Source organism: uncultured Lutibacter sp. (assembly GCF_947495725.1).
Lineage (GTDB): Bacteria > Bacteroidota > Bacteroidia > Flavobacteriales > Flavobacteriaceae > Lutibacter.
Genome location: NZ_CANLZZ010000001.1, coordinates 72,966 through 89,268 on the forward strand (window position 1 = coordinate 72,966; position 16,303 = coordinate 89,268).

Genomic DNA, 16,303 nt, shown 5'->3' on the forward strand with positions numbered 1-16,303 from the left:
GAATAAAATGAAACAGTTTAGAACATTATTATTAATTGCCATAGTTACTTTAGGGTTTAACTCTATTCAAGCCCAAACTAAAGTAGGACACATAAGTACTGATTTACTATTAAGCCTTATGCCAGAAACAAAAGCATTAAATGCTGATTTAGAAAAATTAAGTAAAACTTATGAAACTGAATTAAAAGCAGAAAATGATAAACTTGCAGCAAAATTAAAAAAATATGAAGCTGAAGTGGCGTCTCAAACAGATGAAGTAAATCAACAAAGACAAGTTGAGGTTCAACAAGATCAACAAAAATTATATCAATCATCTCAAATTGCTCAAGAAGATATCAGAAAAAAAAGAGATGAAAAATTAAAACCTATTTTAGAAAAAGCTAGAAAAGCAATTGAAGATGTTGCTAAAGAACAAGGTTTCACTTATGTATTAGATGCATCAAGTATTATTGTTGCAAATGGTACAGATTTACTACCTTCTGTAAAAACGAAGTTAGGTATTCAATAAAAATACAATTCTTATAAAAAAAATCCCGCAATAGCGGGATTTTTTTTACATTTAAAAGTTTTCAAAAATTAAAAAACGTGAATAATAAACCTATTGGACTTTTCGATTCTGGTATTGGAGGCACTTCAATTTGGAAAGAAGTTATTAAACTTTTACCAAATGAAAAAACTATTTATTTAGCCGATTCAAAAAATGCTCCTTATGGTAAAAAATCAATCGAAGAAATAATACAATTATCTGTAAAAAACACTGAATATTTGTTATCTAAAGGTTGTAAAATAATTATTGTTGCTTGTAATACAGCTACAACAAATGCCATTGATTATTTACGAAACAAATATACTGTACCTTTTATTGGAATAGAACCCGCCATAAAACCTGCAGCACTACAAAGTAAAACAGGAGCAATAGGAATTTTAGCTACAAAAGGAACCCTTTCGAGCAAATTGTTTGAAAAAACAGCTAATGAATATTCAAAAAATATTACTACAATAGAACAAGACGGAGATGGTTTAGTTAAATTAATTGAAGAAGGTAAATTAAATTCAGTAGAACTAAAGACCTTACTTAACAAGTATTTAAAACCTATGCTAAACTTTAATATTGACCATTTGGTTTTGGGTTGTACACATTACCCTTATTTAATTCCGCAAATAAAAAGCCTAATTGGTGAAGATGTGAAAATTATTGACTCTGGAGAAGCTGTTGCAAAACAAACTAAAGCTGTTTTAGAAAAAAACAACTTAATATCTTTTCCTCAAGATACTATTCAACACCAATTATATATTAATTCTAATAAAACAGTATTGCAAAATATTTTAAAAAACACACCTACAAATTATATAGTTACTGAACTACATTTTTAGGATAGCTTAGTGTAGTTTACTCTTTATACCAACCCGAATATTTTACATAATTATTAGCAATTCTATCAATTTCACCTGAAATTAATTCCTGACTAATATCTTTAACTTTTTTGGCTGGAACACCTGCATAAATAGCTCCAGATTCCACATGAGTACCTTTTGTAACAACAGCTCCAGCCGCAATAATTGAGTTGCTTTCAACAATGCAATCGTCCATAACAATTGATCCCATTCCAATTAAAACATTGTCTTGAATTGTACATCCATGCACCATTGCATTATGGCCTATTGAAACATTATTTCCTATATTAGTTGGATATTTTTGGTATGTAGCATGGATAACAGCACCATCTTGTACATTTACTTTATCGCCCATTTTTATGTAGTGTACATCTCCTCTAATTACGGCATTATACCAAATACTACATTGCTTACCCATTTCAACCTGACCAATAATTACACAATTTTCTGCTAAAAAGCAATCATCTCCAAATTTAGGCTTAACCCCATTTAATTCTTTTATAATCATCTTTATTTGTTTTTAAAAAAAGCTAATAATTCTCCTTTTTTGGATGAAGAAACAGATAGCTCTTTACCATTTGTAAGTGTTACGCTTCCACCCTTTCCTTTTTTATAATTTGTAACATAATTTATGTTTATTAAATAGGATTTGTGGATACGTGCAAAGCTACTTTCTTTTAAAATTTCTTCAAAATATTTAAGGGTTTTACTTACCAATTTTTTATGTTCATTTTGCAAAAAAATATGCGTGTAATTATCATCGGCCTTACAATACAAAATATGCTTAATTTCTATAACCTCAAATCCATCTTGTGTTGGAATGGTAATTTTTTTGTTTTCGGAATTGGTTTTTGGTATTAAAACCATGTTTTGCATATCGTTTTCTTTAGCTTTTATCTCTACAACATAGTCAACTGCCTTTATAAGTTCATCTATTGAAATAGGTTTTAGCAAATAATACGATGCGTGTTTATTTAAAGCTTCAATTGCATATTGATTGTATGCAGTAACAAAAATAGTTTCAAATGTATGGCTACCAACTTTTTCTAGCAAATCAAATGCATTACCATAAGGCATTTCCACATCTAAAAAAACCAAATCTAGCTGGTTACTTTTAATTAAAATCAACGCCTTTTCAATATTTTCCGCTTCCCCTAAAATGGTTACTTGCGGACAATATTTTGAAATATAATTTTTAAGTATTTCTCTACTTGTTTTTTCATCTTCAACAATTATAGCTTTCAATTCCATTTAATCTTTTTTTAGTGTTAACACCACTTTTGTTCCAGTGTTATTTGAATACAAATCTTCAATAAAAACATCCACTTTATCGCTATACATTTCGTTTAAAATAGCTACTCTTTTTTTAATATTTGCCATTCCTTTAGATTGTTGTTTTTGCTGATTTGCAGTTTTTAATTTTTTAGATTTTTTTCGTCCAATTCCATCATCTGAAATTTCTATACAAATACTTTCTTCATTTTTTTGAAAAAAAGCAACTTTTAAAAATCCTTTTTCCTCTTTATAACGCAATCCGTGCCATACAGCATTTTCAATATAAGGTTGTAATAACATTGGCGGAATTTGATACTCACTAACTTTTAGGTTATCATCAATCTCAACCTTATAATCAAACTTATCTTTAAAACGTGAATGCTCTAATTTTAAATACAATTCTAACAATTCTATTTCTTTTGAAAGTGGTATAAAATCTTCTTCAGAATTATTTAAAACATTACGCATTAATGTTGAAAAATCGGTTAAATATCTATTCGCCGTTCGTTCATCGTTTTGTGCAATAAAACTATTTACTGAATTTAGTGCATTAAAAATAAAGTGAGGATTCATTTGGCTCCGCAAGGATTTTAAAGCTAATAAATTATTGGCTAATCTGCGTTGTTTATTACTTTTATACATAAAATAAACTGCAGCCAACAACAATAATAAACCACCAATTAATGAGTAAATAATTAAACGTTGGCGTTTATAGTTTTCTATGGTTATTTGTTGTTCACTCTCGTATAATTTATTCTGACTTTCATATAACTCTCTATCTTTTTCTAAACTATTAATCCTGTTTTGTTTTTTAACAAGCATTTTATTAATAATTACTGCATCTTCAATTTCTTTTTCTTTCTTTTTATATAAAATATCAACCAAACTCACATACTCTTGATAGTTGCTCAACGCCTTTTTATAATCACCAACATTTTTATAAATTTCTGAAAGTTGTTCAACAGCTTCTTTTTTTGTTTCAATATCTGAAGCTTTAGCTGCATCATTTTTACTCTTTTCTAAATAATTAATTGCATTTGTAAACGATTTCTTTTTAGCATAAGCATTACCAATATCTAAATTTAGTTGTTGTACAGAAATTTCTTCTTCATCGTTTAATTCAGTATCAACTTTATTCAATTTAGCAGCTTCTAAATCTTGAAGTGTCTGTTTTTTTAATTCAATTTCCTTATCAAAATTTTGCTGATCCCTGTATTGATTTGCAACTGAATTTGTAATTGCTGCGCGTTTATTTAAAGTAGTCTTTTTTGAAACTTCAATAGTATTATTTAAATACACATTTGCTTCAGAAACTTTACCTTGTAATGTAGAAACCTCTGCTAATTTAGAATTTAATATTGTTACTTTTTCAGTGTAATTATTAGCTTTTGCAAAGGTTAACGCTTGGTTAAAATTAGTTTCTGAATTTACATAATCTTTCAGGTTTAAGTAATTATCTCCAATTGTTTCGTACACTTCAATTTTTTGTAAAGAAGTCTTCTTTTTATTTAAAATTGAATTTAAAATTGTGTTACTTTCGTTAAAGCCACCTTCAAAATTTAATGCTTTTGCTAATTTTAATTTTACCGATGTATCACTTTTGCTGCTAAGTGAAGTTTTATAATTACTAACCGCTAAATCATATTGTTTTAAATTAACATAAACATCACCTAAAACTTCGTATGCATTTGCAATATTTATTGAATTTCCTCTTTTTGAAGTTTGAGATTTCAACGCATTCTCTATAAACTCAATACTTTTAAACGGATCTCTTTTTTTATAAAACTGCGCAGAATCTAACTGAATTAAAAAATCATTTTCTGGTTCTTTACTTGTTTTTGAAATGTACCTGTTAGAATTATCTTCAATTTTATATTCCGAACTTCCATCATAAACATAACTATTAATAAGAAATCCATCTTTTCTTAATTCAATAACATCACCAATAGCTGCTTTAATTTTAAACTCACCATGAACATTTGTTATAGAAACAATGTTAGACCCTTGTACCCTAACCTCAATATCTTTTAAACGATTTCCGCTTTCGTCTGCAACAAAATCGGAATAATAATTTACCGACGAATATTTATTAGTTTTCTCCTGCGCATGCAATTGCGCAATCACTAAAATTAAAAATAATACTAAAATCGATTTTATTTTCATTCTATAAAATTGTTTTGTAAAACTACATACTTTAAAGCATTAAATAAAACGCTATTAGTCTAAAAACACTCAAAAACGGGTATTTAAACACCCTAAAATACTCTTTCACTCATTAAAAGGTATCAATTACTCACTTATAAATTATAGTTGCTCATTCTTAGTTTTTCAAGAAAAAAGTTGAACCTACTTTTACCTTGAATTTAAACCTGTATATTATGAAAACGCTTTTAAAATTATTAATCATCACACTAACTATCTCAACATTTGATTGTAATGCTAATAATCCAAAAGCAAAACAACAAATTAAAGTAGCATTATTATTAGATACTAGTAATAGTATGGACGGACTTATTAACCAAGCAAAAACACAACTTTGGGAAATTGTAAACGAACTTTCTTATGCAAAATGTGGAACCGATCAACCCGATTTACAAATTGCTTTATATGAGTATGGAAATGATGGTTTGGAAAAAGCTGATGGATTTATTAGGCAAGTTCTAAATTTTAGCAGCGACTTAGATGTAATTTCAGAAAAGTTATTCGCTTTAAACACTAACGGAGGAAGTGAATATTGCGGTGCTGTTATTCAAAATTCTTTAAAATATTTAGAATGGGGAAACAATAAAAATGATTTAAAACTAATATTTATTGCAGGAAACGAACCTTTTACTCAAAGAAAACTAAGTTACAAAGAAGCCGCTTCTTTAGCAAATGAAAAAGATGTTACTGTAAACACAATTTTCTGTGGAAATTATGAAAATGGTATTTCCGGAAAATGGCAAGAGGGAGCACATTTAACAAATTGAGAGTATATGACAATTGATCACAATAGGGAAATTGTTCATATTAAAACTCCATATGATAAAGTTATTATTGAATTAAATAATAAATTAAACAAAACTTATATTAGCTATGGATCTGAAGGTAAGAATAAACATAAATTACAATACACTCAAGATTCTAAATCCGAAGAATTAAATGAAGAAGTCGTTGTGAAAAGAGCGATTAGCAAAAGTAGTAGAATGTACAAAAATTCGAGTTGGGATTTAGTTGATGCTGTAAAAGAAAAAAAAGTAGATTATACCAAGTTAAACAAACAAAATTTACCAAAACAACTTCAGAATAAATCTACTTCTGAATTAAAAAAGTATGTTGAAACAAAACAAAAAGAACGAACTTATATTCAACAAAAAATACAGGAATTAAATAAATTAAGAAATCAATATGTGGCTAAAGAAAAATTAAAAAATAGGAATGCTAACAATTTAGAAAATGCATTGATTTCTGCAATAAAAAAACAAGCATTAAAAAAGAATTACAGTTGGAATAATTAAAAAACTATGGTATTGAAAGAGGTAACTAGTTAAAACATCCTATTGGTTTTACCACCTCTTTCATTCCAAAATCTTCTTGGACTAAAACAATTAAAATTAATTCCTAAAGTAATTTGATGATAACTTGCATCATCAAATAAAATTTCACCCGTTTGTTTAGTATATGTATAGGAAAACATATATTTCTCAAAATTAACACCTAAAATGGGTGTTAAATAACTAAGTTGTTGTCCGCTTTCGTTATCAAATCCTCTTCTAAAAGAAAAGGCTGCCCACAATTTAGCATTATCCAATTCTTTATAAACTTTAAAATTTAAATCGACAAATTTTTCACCTGTTCTTTCAATATATTGAACCATAATTGATGGCTCTAATTCTACTGTTGAACCATTACTATAATAATCAAAATAATATCCTAGTGATAGTAAATAGCGTCTTAGATTTAATGATTCGTAATCTTTGTTATACAAATTTCTAGCTGTAAGCATTAAATTCTTTACTGTAAAGTATCCGAAAAAATCCATATGATGATAAGCCATACTAAAATCGGCATTAAAGTAACTCGAACTTTGAACAATTTGAGAAATAACGGGATCTGGTATTTCAAAAGATGATTCATCTAATTTATTATTAACCATCATCATACCAATACCAAATGAAAGTTGCCTATATTCTTCAAACCTTCCTAAGTCTAAATGATAAGCATAAGTACCTTGAATTCCTTGTCTGCTATGATATCCATTTTTATCATTAAAAATAATTACTCCAAGGCCTGCTTTTTCACCAAATTTTGCGTGGTAATTAATTGTTTGCAAAGAGGGTGCATCTTCAACTCCGCTCCATTGATTTCGAGCTGTTAATCTAATTTTATTACAATCTCTAAAACCTGCAGCAGATGGATGTATCAAATGTACATTATCCGATAAATAATCGGAATAGATAGGTAGTGTTTCTTGTGCATCTGTAAATACTGAAACACTTAAAAAACAAAGAAAAACAATGAATTTTTTCATGTGAATAATTAACCAACCAAATATACTATAATTGTTTCTTATTTTACCAATTGAAAATATTATTAATATATTTTCGACTTAATACTTCAATAAAAGTAAAATAAAAAAAAGCCATTTTCAATTAAGAAAATGGCTTTTAAAATAATATTTTAAGTTGATTATACGTTTGCGGCTAACCAATCTCCTACTTCACTAGTTCCATAAGCTTTACCTCCATCAGCTAAATCTTCAGTAACAACACCTTCATTTAAGGCTTTGTTAACTGCTGCTCTAATTGCTTTTCCTTCTTCATGTAATCCAAAGTTTTCAAACATCATTGCCGCAGATAAAACCGTTGCCATTGGATTTGCAATATTTTTACCTGTTGCTTGTGGGTAAGAACCGTGAATTGGTTCAAATAAACCAATATCAGATCCTAAAGAAGCTGACGGCATTAATCCCATAGATCCAGAAATTACAGAAGCTTCATCTGTTAAAATATCACCAAATAAATTTTCAGTAATTAAAACATCGTAACTATTTGGCCATTGAACTAAGCGCATTGCAACAGCATCAACAAATTCATAAGAAACCTCAACTTCTGGGTAATCTTTTTCCATTGCTTGTACGGTTTCTCTCCATAAACGAGAAGTTTCTAATACATTTGCTTTGTCCACGCAACATAATCTTTTAGAACGTGTCATTGCTAATTCAAAACCTTTTTTAGCTAAACGTTGTACTTCTTCTCTTGTGTAAACACAGTTATCAAAAGCAGTTTCTCCTCCGTCTCTTCTACCTTTTTCACCAAAATAAATTCCACCAGTTAATTCTCTTAAGAAAACAAGATCGGTACCTTCAATACGCTCTCTTTTTAAAGGAGATTTATCTAATAATGAAGGAAAAGTAAATGTTGGACGAACGTTTGCAAATAATCCTAATGCTTTACGCATTTTTAACAACCCTTGCTCTGGACGAACTTTTGCAGAAGGATCATTATCAAAACGAGGGTGACCAATTGCTCCAAATAATACTGCATCAGAATTTTTACAAATTTCGTGTGTTTCATCTGGGTAAGGCTCTCCAACTGCATCAATTGCTGCAGCACCCGTTAAAGCTGGTTTCCAGCTAATTTCATGATTAAATTTAGTTGCAATTACGTCACAAACTTTTACAGCTTGATCTATCACTTCTGGTCCAATTCCATCTCCAGCTAAAAGTGCTATATTTAATTTCATTTTTTTAAGCTTTTGGCTGTTTATTGGTAATTTACAAATAAACAGCTATAATTTATATTAATTTAATTTGTATTAATGCTAATAGCAAAAGACTAAAAGCATTATCTAATATTTAACATTTTTTGAGTTGCCTTAATTGCCGATACAGTTTGATCGCAATCTAAACCACGCGTTATAAATTTATTAGTTTTACTTTGCCAAGTAATTATAGTTTCGCAAAGTGCAGCAGAAGTACTTCCAGGAGGAATCCGAACCGCATAATCTACCAAACTAGGCATAGTCATTTTTTTCTTTTTGTACAATTTTCTTAATGCATTCATAAAAGCATCAAATTGTCCATCGCCTTGTGCGTGTTCTTCGTACTTTACACCATCAATTTTAACAGCAACAGTTGTTGATGGTTTTAATCCTTTTGAATGTGTTAATACATAAGATTCTACAGTAATTCGTTCTTCATATAAATTGCTATCCAACACATCAGAAATAATGTATGGCAAATCTTCTTTTGTAACTAATTCTTTTTTATCTCCAAGTTCAATAATTCGCTCGGTAACTTTTAACAAATCAACCTGATCTAATTCTAAGCCAAGTTCTTGTAAGTTTTTCTCAATATTTGCTTTACCTGATGTTTTACCTAAAGCATATTTACGCTTTCTACCGAAACGTTCGGGCATTAAATTGTTGAAATAAAGATTCTTTTTATTATCACCATCTGCGTGAATTCCAGCCGTTTGCGTAAAAACATTATCACCAACAACAGGTTTATTAGACGGGATTCTAACTCCAGAAAAAGTTTCAATAATTTTACTTACCGAGTATAATGAAGTTTCTTTTACTTGAATTTCAATCTCATCTTTAAAGAAATCATTAATAACTGCCACAACACTTGCCATTGGTGCGTTACCAGCACGTTCACCCATTCCATTTACTGTTAAATGCAATCCGTGAGCACCAGCTCTTATAGATTCCATAACATTGGCTACACTTAAATCGTAATCGTTGTGTGCGTGAAAATCGAAATGTGTATTTGGATATTTAGCCGTTATTTGCGAAAAATAGTCAAACGTTTCATTATGTGTTAAAACACCTAAAGTATCTGGCAATAAAATTCTTTCCAAAGAAAGAGTATTTAAAAAATCTAAAAATTGAAAAACGTATTCTGGTGAATTATGCATTCCATTACTCCAATCCTCTAAATAAACATTGGTTTTAATTCCTGCACTTTGAGCTAATTCAACAACATGTTTTATTTCAGAAAAATGTTGTTCAGGAGTTTTTTTTAATTGATGAGTTAAATGATTTAGAGATCCTTTGGTTAACAAATTTTGAACTTTTGCACCAGCTTTATGCATCCAATCAATGGATTTTCCCCCATCAACAAAAGTTAACATTTCAACTCTATCTATATAACCATGTTCACTCGCCCATTTTGTAATGGCTTTAACTGCCTGAAATTCTCCTTCTGAAACTCTTGCAGATGCTACTTCAATTCTATCAACATTTAACTCTTCCAGTAACAATTTTGCTATGGTTAATTTTTCTGCTGAAGGAAATGATACTCCGGAGGTTTGTTCACCATCACGAAGTGTAGTATCCATTATTTCAATTTTTCTTTTAGCCATTTTTTAGAAAGGTCTTTTATCGGCAAACTCTTTTATTTCGTCTTTCATTTTAGTTAAATAGTCAATATCATCAAAACCATTTAACATATTTTCTTTTTTATACTCATTAATTTCAAATGATTCTTGCTCTCCAGAAACCAATAAAGTTATTGTTTGTTTTGGTAAGTCAATTTCAATTTCGGTATTTGGATCAGCTTCAATTGCTTTAAAAATTTTATCTAAAAATTCAGCACTTACCTGAACAGGTAATACACCAATATTTAAACAGTTTCCTCTAAAAATATCTGCGAAGAAACTAGAAACCACACATCGAAATCCGTAATCGTACACTGCCCAAGCTGCGTGCTCCCTTGATGAACCTGAACCGAAGTTTTTACCTCCAACTAATATTTTACCAGAGTAAATTGGATTGTTTAAAACAAATTGTTCTTTTGGAGTATTATCTGGATTGTATCTCCAATCTCTAAATAAGTTATCTCCAAAACCTTTACGCTCTGTTGCTTTTAAGAAACGAGCCGGTATTATTTGATCTGTATCTACGTTTTCAATTGGTAATGGAACCGCAGAACTTTTTAATATTTCGAATTTATCGTAAGCCATTTTGTTTAGTTTTAAGATTATAAAAGTGTTCTTGGATCAGTTACAACTCCAGTTACAGCTGTAGCAGCAGCAACTAGTGGACTTGCTAATAATGTTTTAGATCCTGGTCCTTGACGTCCTTCAAAGTTTCTGTTTGAAGTACTAACTGCAACTTTACCTGCAGGAACTTTATCATCGTTCATTGCTAAACAAGCTGAACAACCTGGCTCACGCAATACAAATCCAGCTTCGTGGAAAATATCAAGTAATCCTTCTTCTTTTATTTTTGCTTCAACAATATGTGAACCTGGTACTAACCAAGCTGTAATATTATCTGCTTTTTTTCTTCCTTTTACAATAGATGCAAATGCTCTAAAATCTTCAATTCTACCATTGGTACAACTTCCAATAAATACGTAATCTACGTGTTTACCAATCATTGCTTCACCTTCTGCAAAGCCCATATAGTCTAAAGACTTTTTGTAAGTAGATTCTCCACCTTCAACCTGATTAGCACTTGGAATATTGTTTGAAATACCTGTTCCCATACCCGGATTTGTTCCGTAAGTAATCATAGGTTCAATATCGGTAGCACTAAAAGTTAGCTCTTTATCAAATACTGCATCTTCATCTGTTGTAAGAGTTTCCCAGTACGCCATTGCTTTATCCCAGTCTGCACCTTTTGGAGCTAACGGACGACCTTTTACATACTCAAATGTTTTCTCATCAGGAGCAATAATACCTCCACGAGCACCCATTTCAATACTTAAATTACAAACTGTCATACGACCTTCCATAGACATTTGTTTAAATACATCTCCAGCGTATTCAACAAAATATCCAGTAGCACCAGATGTAGTTAATTTAGAAATAATAAATAATGCAACATCTTTTGGAGTAACACCTAAACCAAGTTCACCCGTAATGTTAATACGCATTTTCTTAGGTTTTGGTTGCATAATACATTGTGAAGTTAACACCATTTCAACTTCAGAAGTACCAATACCAAAAGCAATAGCACCAAAAGCACCGTGTGTAGAAGTATGTGAATCTCCACAAACAATTGTTGCTCCAGGCAATGTAATTCCATTTTCTGGTCCTACAACGTGAACAATACCATTATTTTGGTGACCTAATCCCCAATGAGATATTCCCCATTCTGCAGAATTTTCTTCCAAGGCCTTTAATTGATTAGCTGATAACGGATCTTCAACAGGTAAATGTTGGTTAATTGTTGGGGTATTATGATCGGCTGTAGCAAATGTACGACCCGGAAATAATACTGAATTGTTTCTTTCTTTTAATCCTAAAAAAGCTACAGGACTTGTAACTTCATGAATTAAATGTCTATCAATAAAAAACACATCTGGTCCGTCTTTAATTTTACGAACAACATGTGAATCCCAAACTTTGTCGAATAATGTAGAACTCATATTTTTTAATCTAAATTTTTATCTATACTAATAAGAGCCATTTAATTGGCTCTTATTTTTGAATTGGCAAATTTACAAAATAATGAGCATTTTTTGGAATTAAATATCAGAAACTCCTTAATTATTATAAGATTTAAATGTTTTTGTGAAATTATTTACACTTTAATTAAAAAAGTTAAAAAAATAAAGCAATTTTTAAACATACCTAACTATTCCAACCTTATCAATACCAATAATTAAATATATAAAACTAATAACATCTAAGTCAACTACCCCCGTAACTTGCTCTTACACATTATTTTACATATATTTGATTTACTCCTGCAAAAATTCAATATTGAAACCCCTAAAGATTACAAAACTAAAAAACATCAAATTATGAAATCACTACATGTATTACAAAATGAGCTTTTCAACAACTCAAGTTTAAAAACTGCACATACTTTAGCCTTAACTCCCAAAAAAAATAAATCATTAAACCTCAACTTTTTTGAATCATGTAAAATACATGTAACACAAAAAGAAATTAACTGTACATCGTTATTAATAATTGATGATTATGAAAAACCTTTAGGGTCAGTTCGGTAAATTATTAACAATGTCAACCTTGCTAAACTTGAATTTTCTAATGGCATAACAACACCTATAGAAAATGGTATTGACGCAGATGAATTAGGAAATATACTTTATACATTATTTGGAAAGGACAAACAGAAAATAAGAATAACTCTCTATTTAAGTGAGAGTACTAAGTTTTCTAAAGAATTACAGGAAGTAAAAGAAGGTTATACCAACATATTTGAAACTGCTAGCAAACTAAAGATAACTCACAAAATTTTTAATCGCAACATGGAGATTGAAATGAAAAAATCTAAATGTTTTTGCAAATCTTGGGGACTATGTGGAGCCGACGAAGGAAGAAAGTGCAATGGTCTAACTGGAACATGCTCAGGAAGATGTTTACCTAAATGATATAAAAAATATTTAGAAATTGGTTAAACTTTGAGCCAAAATGGACATAAGAAATTGCTATTGCATTTTTAAAAAAACTTTATTATTTTTATAGCTTACAAAATTATTAACATCTAATATTGATTTTTTACTAAATGGAGACAATTAAAAAGGATGAAAATAAATCATCTACATTTATTAAAGAATTTGCTTTGAAAAATTACAAAACATATGTAGCACATTACGAATCTAGAAAGTTGCAGCCAATGCCTTTTAATGATTTTTTAAAAAATTATACTTCGTAATTTATGCATATAATAACTTTTCGAAATGAGAAGTTTTTTATTTATTATTTTTTTAAATTCTACTTTGATAGGTATATAAATCGAAGTAGCGGCCTTTTTTTGCTAATAATTCTTGATGCTTACCTTTTTCAACAATATTTCCATCTTCAATAACTAATATTTGATCTGCTTGTTGAATAGTACTTAATCTATGAGCAATAACAAATGTTGTTCTATTTTTCATTAGCTCATGTAAACTTTTTTGAATAAAAGTTTCACTTTCATTATCTAAATTTGAAGTAGCCTCATCTAAAATTATTATTTTCGGATCTGCCAAAATAGCTCGAGCTATCGATATTCTTTGTCGTTGCCCGCCTGATAATTTCACTCCTCTTTCACCAATTACCGTATTTAGCCCTTTTTCAAATCTATCTGTAAACTCTTTAACATAAGCTCCTTCAGCAGCGGCTAACAGATCTTTATCCGATGCATCCGGCCTTGCAAATAAAATATTTTCTCTAATTGTACCTTCATATAAAAAATCATCTTGTAAAACAACTCCTAACCTACTTCTAAAACTACTTAAATTTATAGTCCCCAAATCTATTCCATCAACAAATACTTTTCCTTCAGAAGGGTTTAAAAATGAAGCTGCCAAACCAGCAATGGTAGATTTTCCAGAACCCGATGAACCAACCAAAGCTGTTACACTACCTTTTGGTGCTATAAACGAAATATTATGTAAAACCTCTTTACCTTTTTCATAACTAAACGTTACATTTTCAAAACGAATTTCACCTGTAATTTCATTAAGTTTTACCGTTCTAACTTCAGGGTTATCCTCTTCTGTCATATTCATAAGCTCCTGAGTTCTATCTAAGCCAGCCATTGCTTCAGTAAGCTGACTCCCAATATTGCTCATTTGTACAATTGGTGCAATCATAAAACCCAAAAACAGTGTAAATGAAACAAATTCACCATAAGTCATAGTGTTTTTCATTATAAAATAGCCCCCAATACCCATAATACCTGCAGATGCCAATCCTAATAAAAAAGTAGAAGAACTGGTCATTAAAGCAGTTGCTGTTAAACTTTTCTTCACGTTCAAAAACAATTTTTCAACACCTTTCTCAAATGTTTTGTTTTCTAATTCTTCGGCGTTAAATCCTTTAATTACTCTAACACCATTTAAGGTTTCGGTTAATCTCCCTGTTACCTCAGCATTAATTTTTCCACGTGCTCTAAAAATTGGACGTATATATCCAAAAGCTTTTAATGCAATTATAGCAAATATCGCCACAGGGACCAAAACAAAAAGCGTCATTAAAGCGTTGATTTTTATTAAAATAACTAAAGATATAATAGCTGTAATTGTTCCTCCAACTAATTGAACTAAACCTGTCCCTACTAAATTCCTTACTCCTTCAACATCTGTCATGACTCTAGAAACGAGAGCTCCTGACTTATTATTATCAAAAAAACTTATTGGTAAAGTCAGTAATTTTCTTTGCACTTTCGCTCTTAACAAAGAAATTAAATGTTGTGCCTCTACACTTAATAAACGTGTTAATGAAAAAGATGTGACGGCCTGAATTATAATTGCTGAACAAACAATTATTAAAAGTGTAATTAATGAATTTGTATCTTTTGATGGAATTACATCATCAATTAAATTTTTACTAGCATAGGGCAATACTAAACTAGATAAGCTTTTTGCCATTATTAAAACTAACCCTATAAAAATGATTTTTTTTCTCGGCCAAATAAATTCCTTAAATGCCCACCAAAATGAAACTTTTGTTTTACTCATAATGTAATATATGGACGAAAACTACGCCATTTAATTACAAAAGTCAATTAAATAAACATAAAAACTTTTTTACATAAATAAACCAACCTAACTTTAAATATTTGAAAGAGAATTAAACTCCCATTTATTACGTTGACTAAATTCCTCGTTTTCTTTAGTTACAATCTCAATTGGAAAAAATATTTTCTTTTGAGGAACTTTATTATGAATTAAATAATCTGCCATTTCATTAACAGCAGTATAACCTTGATTAAAAGATTTTTGAGAAATTAAAAAAGTAATTCTATTCTTTCTTAGTTGTTCAATATTTTGCTCGGTAGTATCAAACCCTATTAACCTAATATTAACTAGGTTTTGTTCAGAAATACAATTACTTATTGTTGCAATTCTACTAGATGGCACCAAAATTCCTTTTATAGATTTATCATCATTTAACAAGGTATTGATTGTTTTGCTAATTAAATTATCATCCTCTAAATCATCAAAATTTACATTTCTGATTTTAAATTTAATTTTATTCTTTTTAAAAAAATCTTCAAATCCTTTAATTCTTTTTTCTATTACAATATTATTGAACAAATTGGAATTTATTATTGAAACTAAATATGTAGAATTATCTCCTGTAGACAAATACATTAATTTTCCTGTTAAATAACCCGCCTTATAAGAATCTTGCCCTATAAATGAACAATTATTAAATCCTTCTGCTTCTAAATTTAAAAACATATATGGAATTCCCTTAGCTTCTAATTTCGAAACCATAAGTTTGGTTTCTTTTAAAAAAAATGGAGCTAAAATTACCGCTTTTGGATTTAACTTAATCAATAATTCAAATTGTTTCAAATACGAATCGCAATCAGACTGATTAAAGGAAAATAATTCAACTTCTACACCAAAACTTAACACCTCATCAGAGGCCTTGGAAATTCCCATTAACGGAGATTTCCAAAATAAATTTTCTTCTCTAAATTCTGGAATTAAAACAGCAACAGTATATTTTTTTTTCATTGCCAATGACCTAGCAATTACATTAATTTTAAAATTATTTTCTTTTAAAATCTTGTTTACCTTTACTTTTGTTTTTTCTGAAACACCTTGCCTATTGTGAATCACTCGATCAACCGTACCAACAGATACATTGGCTATTCTTGCAATATCTTTTATTGTTACCATAGTATTTATATTCAATACAAATATTAGAATATTTATAAAATATTTGTGAATGTATTA

Annotated in this window: 16 protein-coding genes; 6 read left to right on the forward strand and 10 right to left on the reverse strand. The window is 29.5% G+C overall.

Annotated elements, in window-relative coordinates; genetic code table 11:
- Positions 1-7 precede the first annotated feature (7 nt).
- Positions 8-508: an OmpH family outer membrane protein gene (locus tag Q0776_RS00310; RefSeq protein ID WP_298363420.1), complete on the forward strand. Its 501-nt coding sequence runs from the start codon at positions 8-10 to the stop codon at positions 506-508.
- A 77-nt stretch (positions 509-585) separates the two neighbouring features.
- Entirely contained in the window at positions 586-1,374 is a 789-nt protein-coding gene (gene murI, locus Q0776_RS00315) for a glutamate racemase (RefSeq protein WP_298363422.1), read from the forward strand.
- 16 nt (positions 1,375-1,390) lie between these two features.
- Here the strand turns inward: murI and Q0776_RS00320 are convergent, their stop codons facing one another.
- Genes Q0776_RS00320 through Q0776_RS00330 form a run of 3 tightly spaced genes read right to left on the reverse strand, consistent with a single transcriptional unit; the run spans position 1,391 to position 4,833 of the window.
- The gene (locus Q0776_RS00320; RefSeq protein ID WP_298363429.1) at positions 1,391-1,903 is read right to left on the reverse strand and encodes a gamma carbonic anhydrase family protein; all 513 of its coding nucleotides are present in this window, start codon (positions 1,901-1,903) and stop codon (positions 1,391-1,393) included.
- 2 nt (positions 1,904-1,905) lie between these two features.
- Positions 1,906-2,646 carry a LytTR family DNA-binding domain-containing protein gene (locus tag Q0776_RS00325; RefSeq protein ID WP_298363430.1) on the reverse strand — a complete coding sequence of 247 codons (741 nt, stop codon included), beginning with the start codon at positions 2,644-2,646 and terminating at the stop codon, positions 1,906-1,908.
- Entirely contained in the window at positions 2,647-4,833 is a 2,187-nt protein-coding gene (locus Q0776_RS00330; protein ID WP_298363434.1) for a histidine kinase, read from the reverse strand.
- A gap of 215 nt (positions 4,834-5,048) precedes the next feature.
- Between Q0776_RS00330 and Q0776_RS17775 the strand changes: the two genes are divergently transcribed.
- Together Q0776_RS17775 and Q0776_RS17780 are read left to right on the forward strand one after the other, a co-directional pair.
- Positions 5,049-5,639, forward strand: a complete 591-nt coding sequence (locus Q0776_RS17775; RefSeq protein ID WP_366138488.1) for a vWA domain-containing protein — start codon at positions 5,049-5,051, stop codon at positions 5,637-5,639.
- 6 nt (positions 5,640-5,645) lie between these two features.
- A complete protein-coding gene (locus Q0776_RS17780) occupies positions 5,646-6,167 on the forward strand; it encodes a hypothetical protein (RefSeq protein ID WP_366138490.1) in 522 nt (173 codons plus the stop codon).
- Between the two features lie 29 nt (positions 6,168-6,196).
- Here the strand turns inward: Q0776_RS17780 and Q0776_RS00340 are convergent, their stop codons facing one another.
- From Q0776_RS00340 to leuC, 5 genes are all read right to left on the reverse strand, one after another.
- On the reverse strand, positions 6,197-7,180 hold the full coding sequence (locus Q0776_RS00340; protein WP_298363436.1) for a type IX secretion system membrane protein PorP/SprF: 984 nt from the start codon (positions 7,178-7,180) through the stop codon (positions 6,197-6,199).
- A 158-nt stretch (positions 7,181-7,338) separates the two neighbouring features.
- Positions 7,339-8,394: a 3-isopropylmalate dehydrogenase gene (leuB, locus tag Q0776_RS00345; protein WP_298363443.1), complete on the reverse strand. Its 1,056-nt coding sequence runs from the start codon at positions 8,392-8,394 to the stop codon at positions 7,339-7,341.
- A 101-nt stretch (positions 8,395-8,495) separates the two neighbouring features.
- Complete coding sequence (locus Q0776_RS00350) at positions 8,496-10,016, reverse strand: alpha-isopropylmalate synthase regulatory domain-containing protein (RefSeq protein ID WP_298363446.1); 1,521 nt, start codon at positions 10,014-10,016, stop codon at positions 8,496-8,498.
- 3 nt (positions 10,017-10,019) lie between these two features.
- Positions 10,020-10,616 carry a 3-isopropylmalate dehydratase small subunit gene (gene leuD, locus Q0776_RS00355; protein WP_298363448.1) on the reverse strand — a complete coding sequence of 199 codons (597 nt, stop codon included), beginning with the start codon at positions 10,614-10,616 and terminating at the stop codon, positions 10,020-10,022.
- A gap of 17 nt (positions 10,617-10,633) precedes the next feature.
- On the reverse strand, positions 10,634-12,028 hold the full coding sequence (leuC, locus tag Q0776_RS00360; RefSeq protein ID WP_298363450.1) for a 3-isopropylmalate dehydratase large subunit: 1,395 nt from the start codon (positions 12,026-12,028) through the stop codon (positions 10,634-10,636).
- A 378-nt stretch (positions 12,029-12,406) separates the two neighbouring features.
- Between leuC and Q0776_RS00365 the strand changes: the two genes are divergently transcribed.
- Both Q0776_RS00365 and Q0776_RS00370 read left to right on the forward strand, forming a co-directional pair.
- On the forward strand, positions 12,407-12,616 hold the full coding sequence (locus Q0776_RS00365) for a hypothetical protein (protein ID WP_298363452.1): 210 nt from the start codon (positions 12,407-12,409) through the stop codon (positions 12,614-12,616).
- A gap of 518 nt (positions 12,617-13,134) precedes the next feature.
- Positions 13,135-13,284: a hypothetical protein gene (locus Q0776_RS00370; RefSeq protein WP_298363454.1), complete on the forward strand. Its 150-nt coding sequence runs from the start codon at positions 13,135-13,137 to the stop codon at positions 13,282-13,284.
- A gap of 52 nt (positions 13,285-13,336) precedes the next feature.
- Here Q0776_RS00370 and Q0776_RS00375 read toward each other — a convergent pair whose 3' ends face one another.
- Complete coding sequence (locus tag Q0776_RS00375; protein WP_298363456.1) at positions 13,337-15,073, reverse strand: ABC transporter ATP-binding protein; 1,737 nt, start codon at positions 15,071-15,073, stop codon at positions 13,337-13,339.
- A 93-nt stretch (positions 15,074-15,166) separates the two neighbouring features.
- Entirely contained in the window at positions 15,167-16,246 is a 1,080-nt protein-coding gene (locus Q0776_RS00380; RefSeq protein WP_298363458.1) for a LacI family DNA-binding transcriptional regulator, read from the reverse strand.
- Positions 16,247-16,303: the final 57 nt, after the last annotated feature.

Coding starts and splice junctions, on each gene's coding strand:
- Q0776_RS00320 (WP_298363429.1), bottom strand. CDS start 1,903: ATGATTATAAAAGAATTAAATGGGGTTAAGCCTAAATTTGGAGATGAT.
- Q0776_RS00365 (WP_298363452.1), top strand. CDS start 12,407: ATGAAATCACTACATGTATTACAAAATGAGCTTTTCAACAACTCAAGT.
- leuC (WP_298363450.1), bottom strand. CDS start 12,028: ATGAGTTCTACATTATTCGACAAAGTTTGGGATTCACATGTTGTTCGT.
- leuB (WP_298363443.1), bottom strand. CDS start 8,394: ATGAAATTAAATATAGCACTTTTAGCTGGAGATGGAATTGGACCAGAA.
- Q0776_RS00370 (WP_298363454.1), top strand. CDS start 13,135: ATGGAGACAATTAAAAAGGATGAAAATAAATCATCTACATTTATTAAA.
- Q0776_RS00350 (WP_298363446.1), bottom strand. CDS start 10,016: ATGGCTAAAAGAAAAATTGAAATAATGGATACTACACTTCGTGATGGT.
- Q0776_RS00375 (WP_298363456.1), bottom strand. CDS start 15,073: ATGAGTAAAACAAAAGTTTCATTTTGGTGGGCATTTAAGGAATTTATT.
- Q0776_RS17775 (WP_366138488.1), top strand. CDS start 5,049: ATGAAAACGCTTTTAAAATTATTAATCATCACACTAACTATCTCAACA.
- Q0776_RS00340 (WP_298363436.1), bottom strand. CDS start 7,180: ATGAAAAAATTCATTGTTTTTCTTTGTTTTTTAAGTGTTTCAGTATTT.
- Q0776_RS17780 (WP_366138490.1), top strand. CDS start 5,646: ATGACAATTGATCACAATAGGGAAATTGTTCATATTAAAACTCCATAT.
- Q0776_RS00325 (WP_298363430.1), bottom strand. CDS start 2,646: ATGGAATTGAAAGCTATAATTGTTGAAGATGAAAAAACAAGTAGAGAA.
- Q0776_RS00330 (WP_298363434.1), bottom strand. CDS start 4,833: ATGAAAATAAAATCGATTTTAGTATTATTTTTAATTTTAGTGATTGCG.
- Q0776_RS00380 (WP_298363458.1), bottom strand. CDS start 16,246: ATGGTAACAATAAAAGATATTGCAAGAATAGCCAATGTATCTGTTGGT.
- Q0776_RS00310 (WP_298363420.1), top strand. CDS start 8: ATGAAACAGTTTAGAACATTATTATTAATTGCCATAGTTACTTTAGGG.
- leuD (WP_298363448.1), bottom strand. CDS start 10,616: ATGGCTTACGATAAATTCGAAATATTAAAAAGTTCTGCGGTTCCATTA.